The organism is Microtetraspora sp. NBRC 13810, from assembly GCF_030268685.1.
Classification (GTDB): domain Bacteria; phylum Actinomycetota; class Actinomycetes; order Streptosporangiales; family Streptosporangiaceae; genus BSRQ01.
In genome coordinates, this window is record NZ_BSRQ01000016.1 from 190042 (window position 1) to 208058 (window position 18017).

Annotated in this window: 24 protein-coding genes; 10 read left to right on the top strand and 14 right to left on the bottom strand. The window is 68.2% G+C overall.

Annotated features, from left to right (window positions below):
• Positions 1-246: 246 nt before the first annotated feature.
• Both QSK26_RS28585 and QSK26_RS28590 read right to left on the bottom strand, forming a co-directional pair.
• Complete coding sequence (locus tag QSK26_RS28585; RefSeq protein ID WP_285778368.1) at positions 247-462, bottom strand: DUF397 domain-containing protein; 216 nt, start codon at positions 460-462, stop codon at positions 247-249.
• Positions 450-1280, bottom strand: coding sequence for a helix-turn-helix domain-containing protein (locus QSK26_RS28590; RefSeq protein ID WP_285778369.1), 831 nt, complete (start codon positions 1278-1280; stop codon positions 450-452). Before QSK26_RS28590 ends, QSK26_RS28585 begins: the two co-directional genes overlap by 13 nt.
• 247 nt (positions 1281-1527) lie before the next feature.
• Between QSK26_RS28590 and QSK26_RS28595 the strand changes: the two genes are divergently transcribed.
• From QSK26_RS28595 to QSK26_RS28605, 3 genes are all read left to right on the top strand, one after another.
• Positions 1528-2025 carry an ATP-binding protein gene (locus tag QSK26_RS28595; protein WP_285778370.1) on the top strand — a complete coding sequence of 166 codons (498 nt, stop codon included), beginning with the start codon at positions 1528-1530 and terminating at the stop codon, positions 2023-2025.
• 340 nt (positions 2026-2365) lie between these two features.
• Entirely contained in the window at positions 2366-2575 is a 210-nt protein-coding gene (locus QSK26_RS28600; protein ID WP_285778371.1) for a hypothetical protein, read from the top strand.
• Positions 2576-2625: 50 nt separating this feature from the next.
• Positions 2626-2931 carry a hypothetical protein gene (locus QSK26_RS28605; RefSeq protein WP_285778372.1) on the top strand — a complete coding sequence of 102 codons (306 nt, stop codon included), beginning with the start codon at positions 2626-2628 and terminating at the stop codon, positions 2929-2931.
• 67 nt (positions 2932-2998) lie between these two features.
• Here the strand turns inward: QSK26_RS28605 and QSK26_RS28610 are convergent, their stop codons facing one another.
• Positions 2999-3334 (bottom strand): ArsR/SmtB family transcription factor, encoded by a 336-nt coding sequence (locus tag QSK26_RS28610; protein ID WP_285778373.1) that lies wholly within the window; start codon positions 3332-3334, stop codon positions 2999-3001.
• Between the two features lie 78 nt (positions 3335-3412).
• On the opposite strand from QSK26_RS28610, the gene QSK26_RS28615 reads away from it, so the two are divergent.
• The 5 genes from QSK26_RS28615 (at position 3413) to QSK26_RS28635 (ending at position 8700) form a co-directional block, all read left to right on the top strand.
• Positions 3413-4522, top strand: a complete 1110-nt coding sequence (locus tag QSK26_RS28615; RefSeq protein ID WP_285778374.1) for a flavin-containing monooxygenase — start codon at positions 3413-3415, stop codon at positions 4520-4522.
• 151 nt (positions 4523-4673) lie between these two features.
• Positions 4674-6071 carry an FAD-dependent oxidoreductase gene (locus QSK26_RS28620; protein ID WP_285778375.1) on the top strand — a complete coding sequence of 466 codons (1398 nt, stop codon included), beginning with the start codon at positions 4674-4676 and terminating at the stop codon, positions 6069-6071.
• Positions 6072-6183: 112 nt separating this feature from the next.
• Positions 6184-6567, top strand: a complete 384-nt coding sequence (locus QSK26_RS28625) for an ArsR/SmtB family transcription factor (protein WP_285778376.1) — start codon at positions 6184-6186, stop codon at positions 6565-6567.
• Entirely contained in the window at positions 6564-7625 is a 1062-nt protein-coding gene (locus QSK26_RS28630) for an ArsO family NAD(P)H-dependent flavin-containing monooxygenase (protein WP_285778377.1), read from the top strand. The genes QSK26_RS28625 and QSK26_RS28630 overlap by 4 nt, the downstream gene beginning before the upstream one ends.
• Positions 7626-7743: 118 nt before the next feature.
• Entirely contained in the window at positions 7744-8700 is a 957-nt protein-coding gene (locus QSK26_RS28635) for a DUF4238 domain-containing protein (protein ID WP_285778378.1), read from the top strand.
• Between the two features lie 110 nt (positions 8701-8810).
• On the opposite strand, the gene QSK26_RS28640 is transcribed toward QSK26_RS28635, so the two are convergent.
• The 8 genes from QSK26_RS28640 to QSK26_RS28675 form a co-directional block, all read right to left on the bottom strand.
• Entirely contained in the window at positions 8811-9638 is an 828-nt protein-coding gene (locus QSK26_RS28640) for a sulfite exporter TauE/SafE family protein (RefSeq protein WP_285778379.1), read from the bottom strand.
• 192 nt (positions 9639-9830) lie between these two features.
• Positions 9831-10232 carry an arsenate reductase ArsC gene (locus QSK26_RS28645; protein WP_285778380.1) on the bottom strand — a complete coding sequence of 134 codons (402 nt, stop codon included), beginning with the start codon at positions 10230-10232 and terminating at the stop codon, positions 9831-9833.
• Positions 10225-10914 (bottom strand): arsenate reductase ArsC, encoded by a 690-nt coding sequence (locus QSK26_RS28650; RefSeq protein ID WP_352244411.1) that lies wholly within the window; start codon positions 10912-10914, stop codon positions 10225-10227. The genes QSK26_RS28645 and QSK26_RS28650 overlap by 8 nt, the downstream gene beginning before the upstream one ends.
• Before the next feature lie 2 nt (positions 10915-10916).
• Positions 10917-11597 (bottom strand): arsenate reductase/protein-tyrosine-phosphatase family protein, encoded by a 681-nt coding sequence (locus QSK26_RS28655; RefSeq protein ID WP_285778381.1) that lies wholly within the window; start codon positions 11595-11597, stop codon positions 10917-10919.
• A gap of 47 nt (positions 11598-11644) precedes the next feature.
• The gene (locus QSK26_RS28660; protein WP_285778382.1) at positions 11645-12358 is read right to left on the bottom strand and encodes an MIP/aquaporin family protein; all 714 of its coding nucleotides are present in this window, start codon (positions 12356-12358) and stop codon (positions 11645-11647) included.
• The gene (locus tag QSK26_RS28665) at positions 12355-12702 is read right to left on the bottom strand and encodes an ArsR/SmtB family transcription factor (RefSeq protein ID WP_285778383.1); all 348 of its coding nucleotides are present in this window, start codon (positions 12700-12702) and stop codon (positions 12355-12357) included. The genes QSK26_RS28660 and QSK26_RS28665 overlap by 4 nt, the downstream gene beginning before the upstream one ends.
• Positions 12703-12902: 200 nt before the next feature.
• Complete coding sequence (locus tag QSK26_RS28670) at positions 12903-13481, bottom strand: hypothetical protein (RefSeq protein WP_285778384.1); 579 nt, start codon at positions 13479-13481, stop codon at positions 12903-12905.
• Positions 13463-13801 (bottom strand): PadR family transcriptional regulator, encoded by a 339-nt coding sequence (locus tag QSK26_RS28675; RefSeq protein ID WP_285778385.1) that lies wholly within the window; start codon positions 13799-13801, stop codon positions 13463-13465. Before QSK26_RS28675 ends, QSK26_RS28670 begins: the two co-directional genes overlap by 19 nt.
• An 84-nt stretch (positions 13802-13885) precedes the next feature.
• Between QSK26_RS28675 and QSK26_RS28680 the strand changes: the two genes are divergently transcribed.
• On the top strand, positions 13886-14398 hold the full coding sequence (locus QSK26_RS28680; RefSeq protein WP_285778386.1) for a hypothetical protein: 513 nt from the start codon (positions 13886-13888) through the stop codon (positions 14396-14398).
• An 83-nt stretch (positions 14399-14481) separates the two neighbouring features.
• Here the strand turns inward: QSK26_RS28680 and arsM are convergent, their stop codons facing one another.
• The 3 genes from arsM to QSK26_RS41925 form a co-directional block, all read right to left on the bottom strand.
• Positions 14482-15726, bottom strand: coding sequence for an arsenite methyltransferase (gene arsM, locus QSK26_RS28685; protein WP_285778387.1), 1245 nt, complete (start codon positions 15724-15726; stop codon positions 14482-14484).
• A gap of 12 nt (positions 15727-15738) precedes the next feature.
• Positions 15739-16074 (bottom strand): ArsR/SmtB family transcription factor, encoded by a 336-nt coding sequence (locus QSK26_RS28690; RefSeq protein WP_285778388.1) that lies wholly within the window; start codon positions 16072-16074, stop codon positions 15739-15741.
• A gap of 484 nt (positions 16075-16558) precedes the next feature.
• Positions 16559-17242 (bottom strand): tyrosine-type recombinase/integrase, encoded by a 684-nt coding sequence (locus tag QSK26_RS41925; protein ID WP_352244412.1) that lies wholly within the window; start codon positions 17240-17242, stop codon positions 16559-16561.
• A 294-nt stretch (positions 17243-17536) separates the two neighbouring features.
• Here QSK26_RS41925 and QSK26_RS28700 point away from each other — a divergent pair.
• Positions 17537-18017 (top strand): hypothetical protein (locus QSK26_RS28700; protein ID WP_502888756.1); only part of this gene is annotated, 481 nt, incomplete at its 3' end.

Below are 18017 nucleotides of genomic sequence, written 5' to 3' on the forward strand. Positions count from 1 at the left end.
GCCGACAGCAGAGCGTCTACTCGTTCACAGTCACCGCCGTTACGACCTCCTGCGATGTCCACGATTTGCCGGACGAGACGGCGCAGACAGCTGTGCCGAAGGGGTGCGGATCAAACGACCGTAGCCTCAGTTGGCCGCCAGCCTGGCCCGCAGGAGCCAAAGACTCGCCGCCTGGCATCGACCAGGGAGTATGCGGCGGGTCCTGGGCCGACGCCCAGGACCCGCCGCAGTTCGGTGTCGTAGAGATCAGAAGTCGAATTCGCCCTTTTTAGCGCCGTCAATGAACGCGCCCCAGACCGAGGACGATACGACGTACGCAGGCAGGTCGGGGCGTTCCGAGTCGCGCAGGCCCACGCGCCCGTCACCCAAGGGCGCCACCTCGATGCAGTCGCCGCTGTCGCCAGAGCGGGTCGCCTTGCGCCATTCGGCGGTCTTGAGGAGTTCTTTGGTCAGTTCGTCCATTTCTCTGCCATCTCCCTAATCAGCTGCAGCGAGGCACGACGGGGCAAGGCCTCGTTGTGCAACATCTCGTACTTCAACCTGACTTCCCGTACCCGCCCACTGTCAGCGGTGATCTGACCCATGGTGATCGACTCCAGATAGGCCATATCCGGCATCCCCGGCCCACCGGCGAGGATGAATGCTCCCTGCAGGCCGGTCGTCAGCCAGGAGTTTCGCGGGAGCACGCGGACGTTGATACGGGGATGTTCGTCCAGTGCGGCCAACTGTGCCATCTGTTCGGCCATCACCGCCTCACTGCCGGTCGGTCGAGTCAGGACACCCTCGTCCAGTATTGCCCATAGCGTAGGCCCAACTTCCCGATGCAGAACATGCTGGCGCTCCATGCGTGCGGCGACGTTCTGCTCCACCTCCTCCTCCGTGATGGCGGGCTTGCCGCGGAAGATGGCCCGTGCGTATGCCTGGGTCTGGAGCAAGCCGGGGACGATCAGCGGCTGCCAGGTACGGAGGATGTCTGCTTGCTGTTCGATCTCCGCTAGCTGAGCCAGCCAGACCGGCCAATGCGAGGCGTGTTCGACGGTCTCGCGCCAGCGCGCCAGCAGTCCCCCGTCCGCGCCCAGCGCGGTGTCCGCGGCGTGGGCGAAGTCCTCGTCGGCCGGGCGTTCTCCGCGTTCGACCATGCTGATCTTCGAGACTGACCAGCCAAGCATGGCGGCAAGTTCCTTTTGCCGCTTGCCTGCCGCTATGCGGTATTCGCGAAGATGTACACCGAATTCTGCTCTGGGCGCTTTTAGCACAGATTCCGGCTCGGTGTCTTCCAAGGCAGAATGCCTCCCTCCCATTGACACACGAGAAACGCACGCGACATGTGTGTTAGCACACTTGGTTCGTGCCTGGGAAGTGCTTTGCAATACATCCCACAGGCAGGGGTTTTCTGGGATTGTCTCTTCAGGCCAGCTCGACGTATCGCAGCCAGCCACACAAAGGGATGATCTTGCGTGTACACGCCATTCTCATTCTTCTCGTAAACGGCATGGCTGACGATCGAGAATAAGCGAGGCGGATTCGATGATCTACGACATTTCCCCCTCCGAACTTCAGACCATCGGGACCATCCGGCTAGCGCGCAGCGGCCGGGCCCCATATCGGGCTCGGCAAACTGTCAGCGTTTGGCTGGAGCCTGAGCATCCCGCCAGGGAGATCGCGGTCTTGGCAGCGTCGGAGCTGGTCACCAACGCGGTGAAGTATGCCGACGCCCCAAGCTCCAGTGCCGGTTCTGGTGGCAGTCCGGAGGCGATCACGCTCGAGCTGTATCAGGGGCGCGACTACCTGCGGCTGGCAGTGACCGATCCCGGATCGTCCTGCTCCAAGCCGTCGCGTATCCCGCTCCAGGCGCCGAGCCTGGACGCCGAGCGGGGCCGGGGACTGGCGATCGTGGAGGCCCTGTCACGCAACCGGTGGGGTAGCTACCAAGTGCCCCCCAACGGGCTGCGCCTGGTGTGGTGCCACCTCGACCTCAACCCGACACCAGCGCAGCTGGAGGAGTTGTTCCGCTCCCCCATATAACTGACCCCGCCTCAGCTCATTCAAGGGTTCCTACCAGCCGGTAGGTCAGAGAGCTGTGGTGGGTGCACCACCGTCTCCTGTCATGTTCATCCCGCTGACCGGTACCACCACCTTGGTCGGCTGACTCACCGCTCCGAGCAGCGATCCGCGTCGGTGACGATCACGGTACTCATTGGCAGGCCGAGTCCTCATCTGTGTCTAGCTCGGGTACTGCAAGCAGGTCCGCCGTCGAGCTGCTCATAACCGGTTCCAGCTCGTACGGGCCCCTGAGCTTTCCTCGGTTCTATCTCCCTCGTGAATGGAGTCTCTGGTCATGTCTCGCCAGACGACGATCATTGTGTTGGCTGTGTTGCTGACCACCGGCGACATCGTCTTCGCCGTGCTGGCCCCTGCCAGCATGACCAAGCCAGCGTCTCTGGTCCTGGTCCTTGCCCTGCTGATCGGCTACCTCTCCGCCGCTCTGCGGTCGATCTACCGCACCCGGCGAGCCGCCAGCCGCAAGCAGGCCCACCCGGAACACCCCCAGCCCCCGCACCCGCCCGCCCCGTGAACAGCAGGCCATCCCTCTACCCACCACCTGTCCATCCTTTGGAGCCAGCCATGCCCGAGCCTGTTAACCCCGCCATAGCCGCGCAAGCCGTCACCCACCTCACCAACCTGCAGGAACTACTGCACGACCTCGGCCTGCACGCCCGCCTGCTCACCCCGGACGAACGGCTACCGTGCCTACGGGTGATCAACCCCCAAGCCACCACCATGTCGGAGATCATCTCCGCCGCACCCATGGACGACCGATGGCTGTTTTGGTGGTCATGGCCCGAACCCATCAACGACGTCACCGACCCCGCCACAGCCGCCAAACGCATCTGCCACGTCCTGGCCACCACACCGGCGGGCGCCGCATAACTACGGTCAACGCCACACACCTACGCCCGATGCCGACCGGTTGAGCAAATCGCCAGCTCCTCGGTGGTCAGCAACAGAAGCGCAGGTAGGCCTGGAGATCGCCGAGAATGCGGGCTACGCTGTCGCGGTCGCCGCGATACAGCACCTCCTTGCCGTCACGGCGGGAGGTGACGATGCCTCCGCGCCGGAGCAGGGCCAGTTGCTGGGAGGCGGCGGACTGGCTGATGCCAGCGCGCTCGGCGACCTGATTGACCGACAACTCGGCGCCCTGGGCGAACAGCAGCATGATCTGCTGGCGTCCCGGGTTGGCCAGCGCCTTGAGGAAGTCCTGGGCGACCTGCGACATCTGCGGTGCGCACGTGGCACCCGCCGTCGCTGGTGGTGATGTCGTGGTCTCGGCCATGCCTGTTCCCTCCTGCCCGCACCCTACCTCTCACATCAACATATTGACATATTAGAAAATGACGGTACGTTCTGCGGCATGCGATCCGATAACGACCGTGTCCTGATCGTGGGGGCCGGGCAGTCAGGCCTGGCCGCCGCGCATGCCGCCCTTGAGCAGGGGCTGCGACCCGTGCTCCTGGAGGCCTCCGACCAAACTGCTGGGTCCTGGCCTCGCTACTACGACAGCCTCGCCCTGTTCTCGCCCGCCCGGTACAGCAGTCTGCCCGGCATGCCCTTCGGCGGTGAGCCCGAGCGCTACCCGCGCCGCGATGAGGTGGTCGCCTACCTGGAGCGTTATGCCGCCGCCCTCACCGGGCGCGGCGCCGAACTGCGCACCGGCGCCTGTGTCAGCGCCGTCCGGCCCGCCGACAAGACCGTTGGGCAGGGCGACGGGAGTGGCTTCCTCGTGCACCTGGAAGGCGGCGAGGAATTGGCGACTCCCGCGCTGATCGCGGCCAGCGGCTCCTTTGGCTGCCCGTATCGGCCCGCCCTGCCCGGCCTGGACACCTTCACCGGCCCGGTGCTGCACGTCGCCGACTACCGCTCACCGGCCTCACTGTCCGGCGAGCACGTCATCGTGGTCGGGGCCGGCAACTCGGCGGTCCAGATCGCACACGAACTGGCCGCCGAGCGGCGGGTGACGCTCGCCAGCCGGGCGCCGATCCGGTTCGTGGAGCAACGCCCGCTGGGGCGGGATCTGCATTTCTGGTTCCAGGTGACCGGGTTCGATCGGCTGCCGCTGGCCCGCGCGGAGGCTCCACCCGCCTCGCCGGTGCTCGACGACGGCCGCTACCGCCGGGCGCTGCGCGAGGGTCGCTATGAGCGCCGGGCGATGTTCGCGCGAATGGACGGTGACCAGGTGACCTGGTCCGACGGTCGGCGCGAGCGCGTCGACGCAGTACTGCTGGCCACCGGCTACCAGCCGAACCTGCCTTATCTGGCCGGACTGGGAGCGCTGACGGCCGACGGGCACCCCCGCCAGCGCCGCGGCGTGTCCCTCACTCACAACGGCCTCGGCTACCTGGGCCTGGAATGGCAGCGCACTCCCTCCTCCAACACCCTGCGCGGGGTGGGTGCCGACGCCCGCCGCGTCGTCGCCGCTCTCGCAAGCCACCTGCACGGCAACCAGCAGCATGTCCGCTCCTGAGCAGGCATACCTTTTGGCTGGCATCTGATTAGATGAAGCTCTAATTTGACACGTCTCTAAGTCATCGGGCATCCTGCCGACGAGCGTACTTAGACAATCTTCAAAACAGCGCGAGCCCGGAGGCTCGCGAGAACCGATGAGGAGATGTGCCATGAGCGGATGCTGCGGTCCCACTGCCGTCGAATTGGAGCCCAACACGCAGGCTGCACAGCTCGACAACCTGCCCATCGTGGTGATCGGTGCTGGCCCGATCGGGTTGGCCGCAGCGGCTCACCTGGCCGAGCGCAATCTCGACTTCGTGGTGCTGGAGGCGGGCGAGCAGGCGGGCTCATCGGTGGACAAGTGGGGCCACGTACGGGTGTTCAGCCCCTGGAAGTACAACATCGACTCCGCAGCCCGCCGCCTCCTGGAAACGGACGGGTGGAGCGCGCCGGATGCCGAGTGGCTACCGACCGGCGCCGAGCTCATCGACGACTACCTGACTCCGCTTGCCAAGCTGTTCGGCGCGCGGGTCCGCGTGGGCGCGAAGGTGAGCGCGATCAGCAGGCTCGGCTACGACCGGGTCCGCACCAACGGCCGCGAGGTCGCGCCGTTCCTGGTCCGCCTGGCCGACGGCAGCGAGTTGCACGCCCGCGCCATCATCGACGCCTCCGGCACCTACGCCACCCCGAACGTGCTCGGCGCCAGCGGCCTGCCCGCCCACGGCGAGGCCGACGCCGGCGACCTGGTCGACCACGCGCTGCCTGATGTCCTCGGTGCCGATCGCGACCGGTACGCGGGCAAGCACGTCCTGGTCGTCGGCGCCGGCCACTCGGCCGCCACCACCCTGCTCGCCCTCGCCCAACTGGAGGACACCCCGATCACTTGGGCCATCCGCGCCGGTAACGCCAGCCGCGCCTACGGCGGCGGTGACGCGGACGCTCTGCCCGCCCGCGGCGCGCTCGGCACCCGTCTGCACGCCCACGTCGAAAGCGGTCGCATCCGCCTGGTGACCGGCTTCTTCGTCCACGCCATCGAACGCGACGGCGAGCAGGTGCGGGTGATCAGCCGCGACCCGTCCGGCACTGAGCAGGCCATCACCGCTGAGCGCATCGTGGCCGCCACCGGCTACCGTCCCGACCATGCCATCGCGAGCGAGCTCCGCCTCGACCTCGACCCGATCCTCGGCTCCACCCGTGCACTCGCTCCGCTGATCGACCCCAACGCGCACTCCTGCGGCACCGTCCCGCCGCACGGCGCCGACGAGCTCGCGCACCCGGAGCCCGGTTACTACGCGGTGGGGGTCAAGAGCTACGGCCGCGCACCCACGTTCCTGCTGGCCACCGGCTACGAGCAGGCCCGCTCGGTCGTCGCCGCGCTGGCCGGCGACTGGGAGGCAGCCCGGGACGTGCAACTGGACCTGCCCGAGACCGGCGTGTGCTCCTCCAGCCTCGCCGAGGCCCAGGAACAGCGGGTCGGCCTGGCCACCGGGATCAGCGGCGGCCTGCTGGGCGCCCCACTGCCGCTGGCGACCGCCGGGGCCTCCCAGGGCGGCAGTTGCTGCGGCTGACCCGCCACGAGCACGCTCGCGGGACTCTTGATCGCCGCCGCGTCGCTGACGGCCTACCACCGCCTATGATTTAGATGAACATCGAACCAATAGTCCGGCCGGAGGCTCCCGTATGACCGCCACCCCCCTGCCTCTCGCCCAGAGCAGTCAGGACGCGCAGGGCGGGGCGTGCTGCGCACCGATCGCTCGTCAGCCGCTCAGTGAAGGCGACGCGGCCGAGCTGGCCGTGCTACTCAAGGCCGCGGCCGATCCTGTCAGGCTGCGGCTGCTGTCCATGATCGGTTCTCATGCCGGAGGCGAAGCCTGCGTGTGCGACCTGACCGACGCCTTCGACTTGACCGCGCCCACCATCAGCCACCACCTCAAGGTCTTGCGCACTGCCGGCCTGATCGACGGCGAGCGGCGCGGCACCTGGGTCTACTACCGGATCATCCCTGAGGCGGTGAACAAGCTCGGCGCCCTGTTCACCCCGCTGTCCGAGCCCGTCTCCGCGTGACTCGTCTGGTCGACGTTCTGGTCATCGGCGGCGGCCAGGCCGGGCTGGCCGCCGGCTACTACCTGCGCCGCGCCGGAGCCCACTTCGTCATCCTCGATGCCCAGGACCGCCCCGGCGGCGCGTGGCGGCATGCCTGGCCGTCCCTGCGGCTGTTCTCTCCCGCCCAGCACAGCTCGCTGCCCGGCCGCATGATGCCCGTCCCACCCGGCGGCGGCTATCCGAGCGCCGCGGATACGGTCGCTTACCTGGCCGACTACGAGCAGCGTTACGACTTGCCCGTGCTGCGGCCGGTGCAGGTCCATGCGGTGCGGCGCGGCGGTGAACGCCTGACGGTGGAAACCGACGCCGGCGCCTGGCAGGCCCGGATCGTCATCAGCGCGACTGGCACCTGGTGGCGGCCGTACGTCCCGCACCATCCCGGCATCCGCGACTTCCAGGGCGAGCAACTCCACACGGCCGGCTACCGCGGCCCCGAGCCGTTCCGCGGCCGACGCGTGGTGATCGTCGGCGGAGCCAACTCCGCCGCGCAGATCCTGGCCGAGGTCTCCACCGTCGCCGACACCACCTGGGTCACCCTGCGCCCGCCCCGCCTGCTGCCCGACGACATCGACGGCCGGGCGCTGTTCACACTGGCCACCCGCCGGGCCCAAGGCGGAGATGGCATCGGTGACTTGGGCGACATCGTCGCCGTCCCACCTGTCCGCGAGGCCCGCGACCGCGGCGCGCTGAAGGCCGAGCCCATGTTCCACCGAATCACTCTCGACGGCATCGCCTGGCCCGACGGCACCGGCCAGGCCGCCGACGCCATCATCTGGTGCACCGGCTTCCGCCCTGCCCTTGGCCACCTGGCCCCGTTACGGCTGCGCGGCCGTGGCGGCCTCATCCCGGTCGAGGGAACCCGCGCCATCGACGAGCCCCGCCTGCACCTGCTCGGCTACGGCGACTGGACCGGCCTGGCCTCAGCCACCCTCATCGGCGCCGCCCGTACCGCCAGGCAGACGATCGTCGAAGTCTTGGCCTCGCTCGGCGTCTCATCAGGACTTCGGACCAGCCGATAAGCCCGTTGCTCGATGCTCAACGGACTGGCCATCATGGAGGTTCGTGCCGTCCTTGAGGCAGCAGAGCCGGAGGAGTCTTGCGAGGAACCCACGACGCGCCTGCCGGCGAGGAAGAGCAATGCCGACCAACGATCACACCGTGCCGCGGATGTATCTGCGGCACTTCTCCCGCCAGAAGAAAAAGGCCAGCAAGAACTGGTTCATCACCGCTCGCAGCATCAACGATCTCGACCGTGTCTTCGAGGCGAACATCACCAACGTGGCGGCGGTCACCGACTTCTACGGCCAGCGCGTCGAGCGGCTGCTCGCGAAAATCGAAGAGCGAGCCGCTCCCGTCTTTCGCGCCATACTCGACGACCCCTTGGGGGCGTTGCCCCTCCACTGGCCGCTCACGGCCGAGGACAGGTTGTGGATGGCGTGGTGGATCGCCGCTCAGATCGTGCGGACCACACGTCAACGCCGCCGTCTCGATTCGATCGCCGCAGCAGGCGCCGACGAACAGCTGCTGGAGGTGCCGCACACAGTCAAGTCGCTGGCTGGCCGGGACACCCATCTTCAGTTCATCACCGGTCAACTCGCCGCCTTAGCCCGGATCGTCCACAACCGCCCCTGGGGGCTCGGGTTCAGCGACGCCTGCCTGTGGACCAGCGACGTACCGGTGGTGATCCTCAACGGGCACGACGATGCGAATCAGCTGCGCGCCGCAACCTACTGGGACATGATCCTCCCGCTGGACCCCCACCGCTTCCTCATCCTCCCCGGATTAGGGACGCGAGACCCAGACCCGGAAAAGCAGGTCGATCACCTGACCAAGTTCGACGGTGGCCTCGGAATCTGGCTCAACGTCGTGATCTACGATGCAGCCGACACCCACCTCTACTGCCACGCTGAACATGACCCGCTGCCATTGATCAGCTCGCACCTGACCGGCGTACGCCTGCCCACCCCATGGAATGGCGATCAGCGACGCAACAGCCCCTCCTACATCGTTGAGTATCCGCCCCTGGGCAGGAACCTGACCGTGGACCGGCGATGGCTGAGCGAGCACCCGTCTCCCCGCTCGACCACATCGTGACCAGCCTGAAGATCAGGATTGGCGAGCCGACCGGACAGGAACCGTCTTCAGCGCCCTTTTCCCACCCGTTGATCTTGGAGAGCCCCTGACAACGCCTGGAGCCGGGGAGGTCACACGCTTGGAGAGGCGTGACGGGCCAACTTGACCGCTGAGATCAGCAGGATCGCGGCCAGGCTGGGGATGAGCACCAGGTCGGGAATCACGCCGAGCAACAGGCCGCCCACGAGAGCTCCAGCGATCGAGCCCATGACCATGACGGCAACGAAGCGCAGGTTGGCGCCCAGGACGGCGAAGCTGCCGTCACGGCTGTAGCGGGCGAACGCCACCAGCATCGTGGGCAGGGACACCAACAGGGACAGGCTGCCCGCAGTCTTGATGTCGATGGCGTACAGCAGCACGATCGTTGGGATCAGCAGCTCGCCGCCGGCCACGCCCATGATGGCGGCCGCCACGCCGATACCGAAGCCGGCCGCGACCCCGGCGATCGTCTGTACGGGGCCGGGCAGCGTGAGGGTGCCCAAGGTGGTGGTGTGGGTGAGCACGAGCGCGGCGGCCATGAGGACCATCAGCGCCGCCAACACCTTGTACAAGGTGGTGGTGCGCATCCGCACCGCCCAGGAGGCTCCCGCCCACGCCCCGAGCAGGCTTCCGGCCAGCAGGTTGGCCGCGACCGTCCAATGCGAGCCCAGGTCGGCCAGCGGGACAGCGGCCAGCCGGGCAGGCAGCGCGGTCAGCACGACGATCAGGCTCATCGCCTTGTTCACGATGACCGCCGCCAGCGCGGCGAACCCGAACAGGCCGATCAGCAGCGGCAGGCGGAACTCCGCTCCGCCCAGGCCGATCATCCCGCCTAACGCGCCGACCGCTGCCCCGGCGGTGACCCCCAGCGGCAGCGAGCGAATTATGCGCGCGGGAATGGTGCCGTCGTCCGAGGTCACGCCGACCAGGCTCCTCACCGGCTCAGCGCCCGCACCCTCGGTGTGGTCAGGCTTTGTCCTCCGGCAACACATTACCTGTCGCCCCTGGTCGGGGTGCTAGGAGTCATGGCGGGGCGGCCTCATCGAGGAGGCGTGGGTGAAGCAGCGCAACAGGGTCCGGGAAGCAGCGACTGCTGCACATGCCGGTTGCCCTCAGCTTGCGAGCTCACCGACGAGCTGTTCGACGCGGTCACGGATCTCGTCGCGGATGGGTCGTACGGCCTCGATGCCCTGCCCGGCGGGATCGTCCAGCTTCCAGTCCTCGTACCGCTTGCCCGGGAAGATCGGGCAGGCGTCTCCGCACCCCATCGTGATGACCACATCCGAGGCCTCAACCGCATCCACAGTGAGGATCTTGGGCTGCTCGGCGGTGATGTCGATGCCGACCTCACGCATCGCCTCGACCGCCACTGGGTTGACCTGTTCGGCAGGAGCCGAACCGGCGGAGCGGACCTCGATCCGATCCCCGGCCAGGTGGGCGAGCCACCCGGCGGCCATCTGGGACCGGCCGGCGTTGTGGACGCAGACGAACAGGACACTGGGCTTGTCACTCACGCAACGGGCTCCTTCTCTTGCTGATTGATCTTCGGGCTGTCGGAACTTCGAGCTCGTCGAGCAGCCGACGGACGCGGCACTCGATCTCGTCGCGGATGGGGCGTACGTCCTCGACGCTCTTGCCCTCGGGGTCGTCCAGCTCCCAGTCCATGTAGTGCTTGCCGGGGTAGACGGGGCAGGCGTCGCCACAGCCCATGGTCACCACGACGTCGGCGGCGCGGACGATCTCCTCGGTCCACGGCTTGGGGAACTCGCGGGAGATGTCGATGCCCCGCTCGGCCATGGAGGCCACCGCCGCGGGGTTGATCTCGCTGGCGAACTCCGAGCCGCCGGACCAGGCCAGCGCCTGGTCCCCGGCCAGGTGCTGGAAGAAGCCCATGGCCATCTGGGAGCGTCCGGCGTTGTGCACGCACAGGAACAGCACCACGGGTCGCCCGTCGTTGTGGCCTTCCACGCGGGCCAGGGCGTTCAGGCGCTGGCGGGCGAAGCGCTCGGCGAGCAACGGCAGGTAGTTGGGGATCTTCCCGTGCAGGGCGAACTGGTCGTAGCTGGTGTGCAGGAACCGCTCGATGGTCTCGGTGCCGAACGTGCCAGTGAACTCCTCGGCCAGGCGGCGGGCGGCGGTGAGCAGGGCGTGCTGCTGATCGATGGACAGGTCCAGGCGGCGGTACGTCTGCGGCATGGCTACTCCTCGGGAGGATGGATGGCGGGTGCCAGCCGTTGCACGCGGTCGGCGATGTCGGTATAGGCGCGCTCGAACGCCTCGTCGCTGCCGGCGCGGACCGGGTCCGGGATGGCCCAGTGCAGCCGTTCGAGGTCGGCGAGCTGCTCGTGGGCGGCATCGCACACGGCCACCACCAGATCGTCGGGACGCAGCGTCCCCTCGACGTGGCGGGTCGCGGCGTGGCCGAGGTCCAGCCCATGGCGGGCGGCGAGGGCGAGGGCGCTGGGGTGGATGCGGGATGCGGGCTGGGTGCCCGCCGAGGTGGCAGGCACGGCGCTGGTACGGCTCCACAGGGCGGCGGCCAGTTGGGAGCGCGCGGAGTTGTGGGTGCAGACGAACACGATGCGCGGGGCAGGACGGGCCGCCGCCGGCACCAGGCCGGACAGAGATTGCGGGACCAGTCGCAGGTAGGTGCGCCGGCGGTCGCCTTCGGAGCGTCGGCGTTCGATCACGCCCGCGTCCTGCAGCAGTTTCAGGTGGTGGGCGAGCAGGTTGGTGGGCAGGCCGAGCACCTGCCCGACTTCGCCCGGGGAGGCGTCGCCCAGCAGCAGCCGGTCCACGATGGCCAGCCGGCCCGGGTCGCCGAGCGCCGCGTGCACCCGGGCCCGGGCCTCCAGCGAGGAAAACCCATCAAGGTTCATTGAGTCAATAATTATTGAGGCATTCCTCGGTGTCAAGCGGCCGCTGGTCAGCGCGCCTCTTGATGGGGCACAACCGGCTCTGCGGCACCCGCCTCAGGACGACCGAACAGCCCATGCACCAGCACCATGCCGACGACGCCGCCGACCAGTTGGGCCACGATGAAGCCGGGCACCGAGGCGGGAGCGATGCCGGCGAAGGTGTCGGAGAAGGCCCGGCCGATGGTGACGGCGGGGTTGGCGAAGCTGGTCGAGGAGGTGAACCAGTAGGCCGCCCCGATGTAGCCGCCCACCGCGAGCGGGGCGACGGCTGTACGACCCGACCGGGTCAGACAGAAGATCACCAGCACCAGGCCGGCGGTCGCGACCACTTCTCCCAGCCACAGATGCGCGCTCGATCGCTGGGTGACCGACAGGGTGACCACGGGCTTGTCGAACATCGCGTTGGCCAGTACGGCACCGGCGATGGCGCCCAGCACTTGGGCGGCGACATAGCCGCCGAGCTCGCTGCCGGACAGGCCCTGGCCGCTCCGCCGTCCCTGCCACCAGTCGGCCAGCGACACCACCGGGTTGAAGTGGGCGCCGGAGACCGGGCCGAGCATGACGATGAGGACGGCCAGGCCGAAGACGGTGGCGGTGGAGTTCTCCAGCAACTGCAGCCCTACGTCCTGCGGGGACAGCGTCTGGGCCATGATGCCCGAGCCCACCACCACCGTCACCAGCAGCGCGGCGCCGAGGAACTCGGCCAGCAAACGGCGCTTCACTTGCCCACCTCCACGGGCGCCGCCAGCAGCGCGGAAAGCTCGGCGAGCCGTTCGGGCACGATCCGGTAGTACACCCACGAGGCTCGCCGTTCGCTGGTCAGCAGGCCGACGTCCTTGAGCACCTTGAGATGGTGGCTGATCGTCGGCTGGGCCAGGTCGAAGCTCGCGGTCAGGTCGCACACGCAGGCCTCGCCGCCCTGGTGGCTGGCCACGATCGACACGATGCGCAGCCGTACCGGATCCCCCAGTGCCTTGAACACCCGCGCCAACGTCGTCGACTTTTCCTCGCCCAGCGGCTCACGCGCCAGCGGCGTGCAGCAGTCCAGCACCTTCAACATATCCATGAGCATCAATATTTACGTCCATGGATATCAGCAGGGACACGGCGAGATGAACCGCAGATGGCCTGCGCCACCAGCGCCGGCCTATCGCGCTCATGGGGTCGTCGATTTCGTCCACCAGCGCATTCGCGAGCCACGCATCCGCCAGCGGGTCGCTTTCTTGGCGTCGGGGATTGAGCGTCAGGGCCAGCAGGCTGGGCTGCTCAGCGGGTGAGTGCTGCGGGCATCGCCCGGAGGGTGGCCGTGATGCGGATGAGGCTTGCCGATATGGCCACCAGCAGCGGCCACACCGCGCTCGATGGCATGCTCATCGCGGCGGCGAGCATGCTGGTATCCAGGGTGATGAGGGCGGTCGCGGCGACCAGCGTCGCGATGCGTGTTCGCCGGTAGGCGTGCTTCGCCCGCACGACCGTCAGCAGCGTGAGGGCGGCCCCGACCAGGACCGCGCCGTAGGCGATGCGCACGGCCAGGGGAATGGGCCAGTCCCATACCTGGGCGGACAGGAGGGTCAGCCCCCAGACCGCACCCATGAGGGGTCCGGTGGTCAGCAGCTTCAGCGCCATCCGCCGCCAGGGAGATTCCCGGACGAATGCGGCGGTGATGGTGTCGGCGTCGCCGAACTCGTCGATCGCCGCACGCGCGGCCACGTCGGGATCATGTAGCTTAGCAAGCTGGGCTTCGTAGGCCTCCTGCAGCCCGTCGGCCAGTTCCTCCATCGCCTGTGCCGGGAGCCGGTCGGCCAGGATGGCCAGCTGCGCGGCGATCAACTCGTGGCCGGCCATGAACGTGCCCTCAGCGCTGCGGTGACGGCGGATGCGAACTCCTGCCAGCTGTCACGCTCGCCACCGAGCGCTGTCCGGCCCGCAGCGGTAAGGGCGTAGGTACGGCGGCGTCGTCCCCCCACCACCGACCAGCTACCGCTGATCAGCCCGGCCCGCTCCAGCCGGTGCAGCGCGGGATAGACGGTCCCGGTCGGCAGGTCGATACGGCCATCGGTGATCTCGCGCAGCGCTTCCTTGACGGCGTAACCGTGCAGCGGCCCAGCCTCCAGCGCGGCCAGCAGCAGGCCGTCCAGATGTCCTTTGAGCGCCTCTGCCCTCATAGGTAGTAACGCTATATCGGGCCTTCCTTCGCGGCAATCACCGGAGTAGCGTCCCTATATAGCAACGCTACCTATGGAGTGGCGATGGACGAGCTCGATGTCTTCGGCATCCCGGTACCGGACGCTGGGCCGGTGTTCTTCGCCGCCCTGGGCGTCCACGTGGCGGCCGGGCTGTGCTGTGTCGGGTGCGGCGCCGTTGCGGCCCTGTCGCTCAAGGGCGGCGCCTGGCATGTCCGGTCCGGCCGGATCTACCTGTGGGGTTTGGGAGTGGTGTGGGCGTCGATGGCGGTGCTGTCGGTGATCCGCTGGCGAGAGAACGCCGGCCTGTTCGCTGTCGGGACGCTGGCCCTGGCCGCCGCGCTGGCCGGCTACACGATGCGCCGCCGACGGCCGGCACTGCACATCGCCGGCATGGGAGCCTCCTACATCGCGCTGCTGACCGGCTTCTACCTCGACAACGGCCCGCACTTGCCGCTGTGGGAACGGCTGCCGGGCTGGAGCCACGGGGCGTTGCCCAGCCTGGTGGGCGCGCCGTTGATCGCCCTTACTCTGTGGCGCAGACGTCCCACGCGGACCGCGAAGAAGGTGACGTCGTGATCATTCCTCTGATCGAAGCGGCCGAGCAGGGTCCGGCCCATGTGTGCGGGAAGGCCACGGCACCCGCGGAGTCGTGGAGGCACCTACCTGGACCGGCTCCCACCGCCGACCGCTGAGCTACGGCGCTCCACCATCAGCACGTCCCGCCAGACGCCGTGATGGCAGCCGATGCGCTCACGCGTGCCCAATACGCGGAAGCCGACCGCCTGATGCAGGGCCAGGCTCGCGGTGTTCTCACCGAAGATGCCGGACTCGATCGTCCACACCCCGGCGTCCTCACTCGCCGAGATGAACGCCTCCAGCAGCGCCCGTCCGACGCCCTGTGCCTGGCAGCCAGGGTGAACGTAGACACTGTGCTCCACCACACCCGCGTACACCGGCCTGGCCGACACGTGTGAAGCGGCCACCCAGCCCAGCACCTCACCGGTCGCGGTATCGGCGGCCACGTAACGCAGGCGCGGCATCTTGCCAGCGGTGAAGCCCTCCCAACTCGGCACCGTGGTCTCGAAGCTGGCCTGCCCGGTGTCCAGCCCGGCCTGGTAGATGGCCAGCACCTGCTCCGCGTCGTCTTCCCGCATTGGCCGGATCTCCACCCCGGTACCCGCCGCGGGCTTGACGGCCTGGACGATCGCCGAGTGGACACCGTCGCCGTGGCCAGCGGTCAACGTGATGCGGATGCCCACGAACCCGGCCGCCGCCAGCAGTTCGCGGTACTCGCTCGCCGGCAGCGCCCCAGCCACGCACCCGATCCGCTGCTCGGCAGCCAGGCGACGGGCTGGGTCGACGTCGCCGTCGACCACCACGTCGCTCACACCGAACCGACCGCCCGGCCGCAACACCCGGAACGCCTCCGCCAGCACCGCCGCCTTGTCGTCGGACAGATTGATCACACAGTTGGAGATGACCACGTCCACCGACCGATCCGGCAGCGGCACCCTTTCGATGCCGCCCTGCAAGAACTCGACGTTGGCCACCCCCGCTTGCTCGGCGTTGCGGCGGGCCAGCGCCAGCATGTCCGGACTGGCATCCAGCCCGTACGCCTTGCCGGACGGACCAACCCGCCGTGCCGACAGCAGCACGTCGATGCCGCCACCTGAGCCGAGATCGAGCACGGTTTCGCCCGGACACAGGTCGGCAACCGCAACGGGGTTGCCGCAGCCCAGGCTGGCCCGCACCGCGCCGTCGGGCAGGGCGCTGGTGTCGTCATAGCCGGCGGCGCCGAAACAGCCCTCCTCGAAGGCATCCGGCCCGCAGTCGCCGACGACCTGGCCATCGGCCGCGGCCCGGGCCAGAGCAGAGTAGTGGTCGATGATCTCGTCATTCGCCATGACAACGCTCCTTCACTCACAGGTGGGCGCGCCTGGGGCGGGGTTGCCCATGACCACGTCAGCGGCGGTCGGGAAACAGCTCACGCAGTTCTCGTTTATCCGGTACAGGCTGGAGGTGCCCTGCTTCTCGACCAGCACGAACCGCACCTCGGCCAGGATCTTCAGGTGGTGCGAGACGGTGGACTGGCCCACCCCGGACGTAGTCACTATCTCGCCCACACTCATCGGCGCGCGCCGCCGTGCCAGTAGCGACACGATCTGAATTCGCGTCGCGTCCGCCAAAGCCTTGAACCAGCTTGCGTACTCCTCGGCCTCCGCGCGCGGCAGCAGCCCCTTATGCTCATTCATCGTCAATCGACGATAGTCGATAAATGTGCAGTGCGGAAGCCGCCAGAACCACGCCCGCGTGTGCGTCTGCTTCCGGAATGGGTCAATTCCGGAAGCAGGCTCCGGGAGTGGCTTCCGGAAACACAACCCGGTCCCGAGTGGCCGCATTGCATGGCTCGCACGCGGGCCGTCCTCACCGAGTACGCCACCGTGCTTGAGCGCTCACCGCTGACCGAGTCCAGCAAGAACAAGTACCACTCCCCCGCCAGGGTGGTCCCTCTCCCCGGCCGGGGGAGCCGCGGGGTCCGAAGTTGCAATGAGAACCGCCCACTCAGAGGCATCCGACACCAACATCCCTCCAAGCGTGCGCTGCTACCGGGCGCCAGCCGAGCAGGCAGGCCTCAGATGCACTTCATATCTGGGCGCATCACCCCTGCCCGCAGGGCCCTCTCCAATGGAAAAGGACGGTCCGCAACGGCAAGGAGGCAGGTCTACCTCGCGGGCGTCAACGTGGCTCTGTTGCTGATGGCAGGTGAATCAACGAACCACCGCCCGCCTCAGGCCTGTCGTCTGCTCTGGGCCGGGCGGTACGGCGTCCCGGCGGGGCCAGTGGCGGCGCCGGCAAGGGCTGCACCGCGAGCAGAGCGGCGGTCGCCTCCGCTGCGGCTGCGGCGGCTTCGGGGTAGACGCTGGTGTAGGTGTCGCGGGTGAACGCCGACGAGGTGTGCCCGAGCGTTTCCTGCACAATCTTGATGTCCACCCCGGCGGCGAGCATGGCGGTGGCCGCTCCGTGGCGCAGGTCATGCGTGCGCCGTGAGGCGCAGTGATTCGAGCGGAGGTGAGAGACCTTCGCCGCCGAACCCGTCGCAGCGGGACGGTGGAGCTGAGGGCAGCCTGAGCCGGGTGATGCCGGGGAGGGTGGGAGCAGCCCTGACAACGCCGGAACGGGCCAGCACTGCCAGATGGCCCGGGTTCGGCAAGCGGGATGGAGAGGAGTACGCGAGGAACCGGCGTGTGACAGCCCCTTAATGCGACACCGGCTCGAAACCTGGTGGATCAGGGCCGGGAGCGGTGCGTATCCGCCCCGCGCATATGTGTGGGTGGACAACTCCCGCGGTGGTGGGCATGAGCTGCCGGGGAGGCTGCGAGGAAGGTCTGCGGCGTACTCGCAGCGATACCGCAGGGGCATAGTCGGGCTCCTCCTTCGTCGAGCGAATCACTGTGAACACGGGAACCGTCTGGATCTCGCCCTGCCGCCCGCCGCCAACGGGGCCGGCCGGGGCTGGGCGCATCGACCGCCGATCGGTCCGGGACGGGGCGGAGCCGCCGTAGTACTCCGAGGCCGGGAGAGCCGGTCACATGGGGAAGGGCGGCAGCAGTTTCGAGAAGAGATGTGGAGGCTGCAATGCCGAAAGACGCGTCCCCGAATGGGGACGCCTGGCCGCAGGCGGTCCCGATGGGGCCACGGCGGCGGGTATCGGAGATGCAGGCCAAGCTTCACCGTTGGGCGGTGGCCGATTCCGGCCGCCGGTTCGATGACCTGTTCAACCTCGTGCACGACCCGGCGACGCTGCTGGTGGCGTTCGACCGGGTCGCGGGCAACCGGGGCGCCGGCACTCCCGGCGTGGACGGCCTGACGGTCGCCGCCGTCGAGGAGCAGGTGGGCGTCTCGGGCTTCCTGGACGACCTGCGTGCCCAGCTCAAGACGGGCGCGTTCCGACCGCTGCCGGTGAGGGAACGCAAGATTCCCAAGCCGGGCGGATCGGGAAAGGTTCGCGCGCTGGGCATCCCCCGGATCGCGGACCGGGTCGTGCAGGCGGCACTCAAGCTGGTGCTGGGGGCATTCCCCCTTGAACGAGGACACCTCGAAGACTGGATCTTGAGGTCCAGGGGAAGAGATGTTCCTGATGGTGATGAAGAACTACCCACCCGAGTTCAAGGCCGACGCGGTGGCGTTGGTGTTG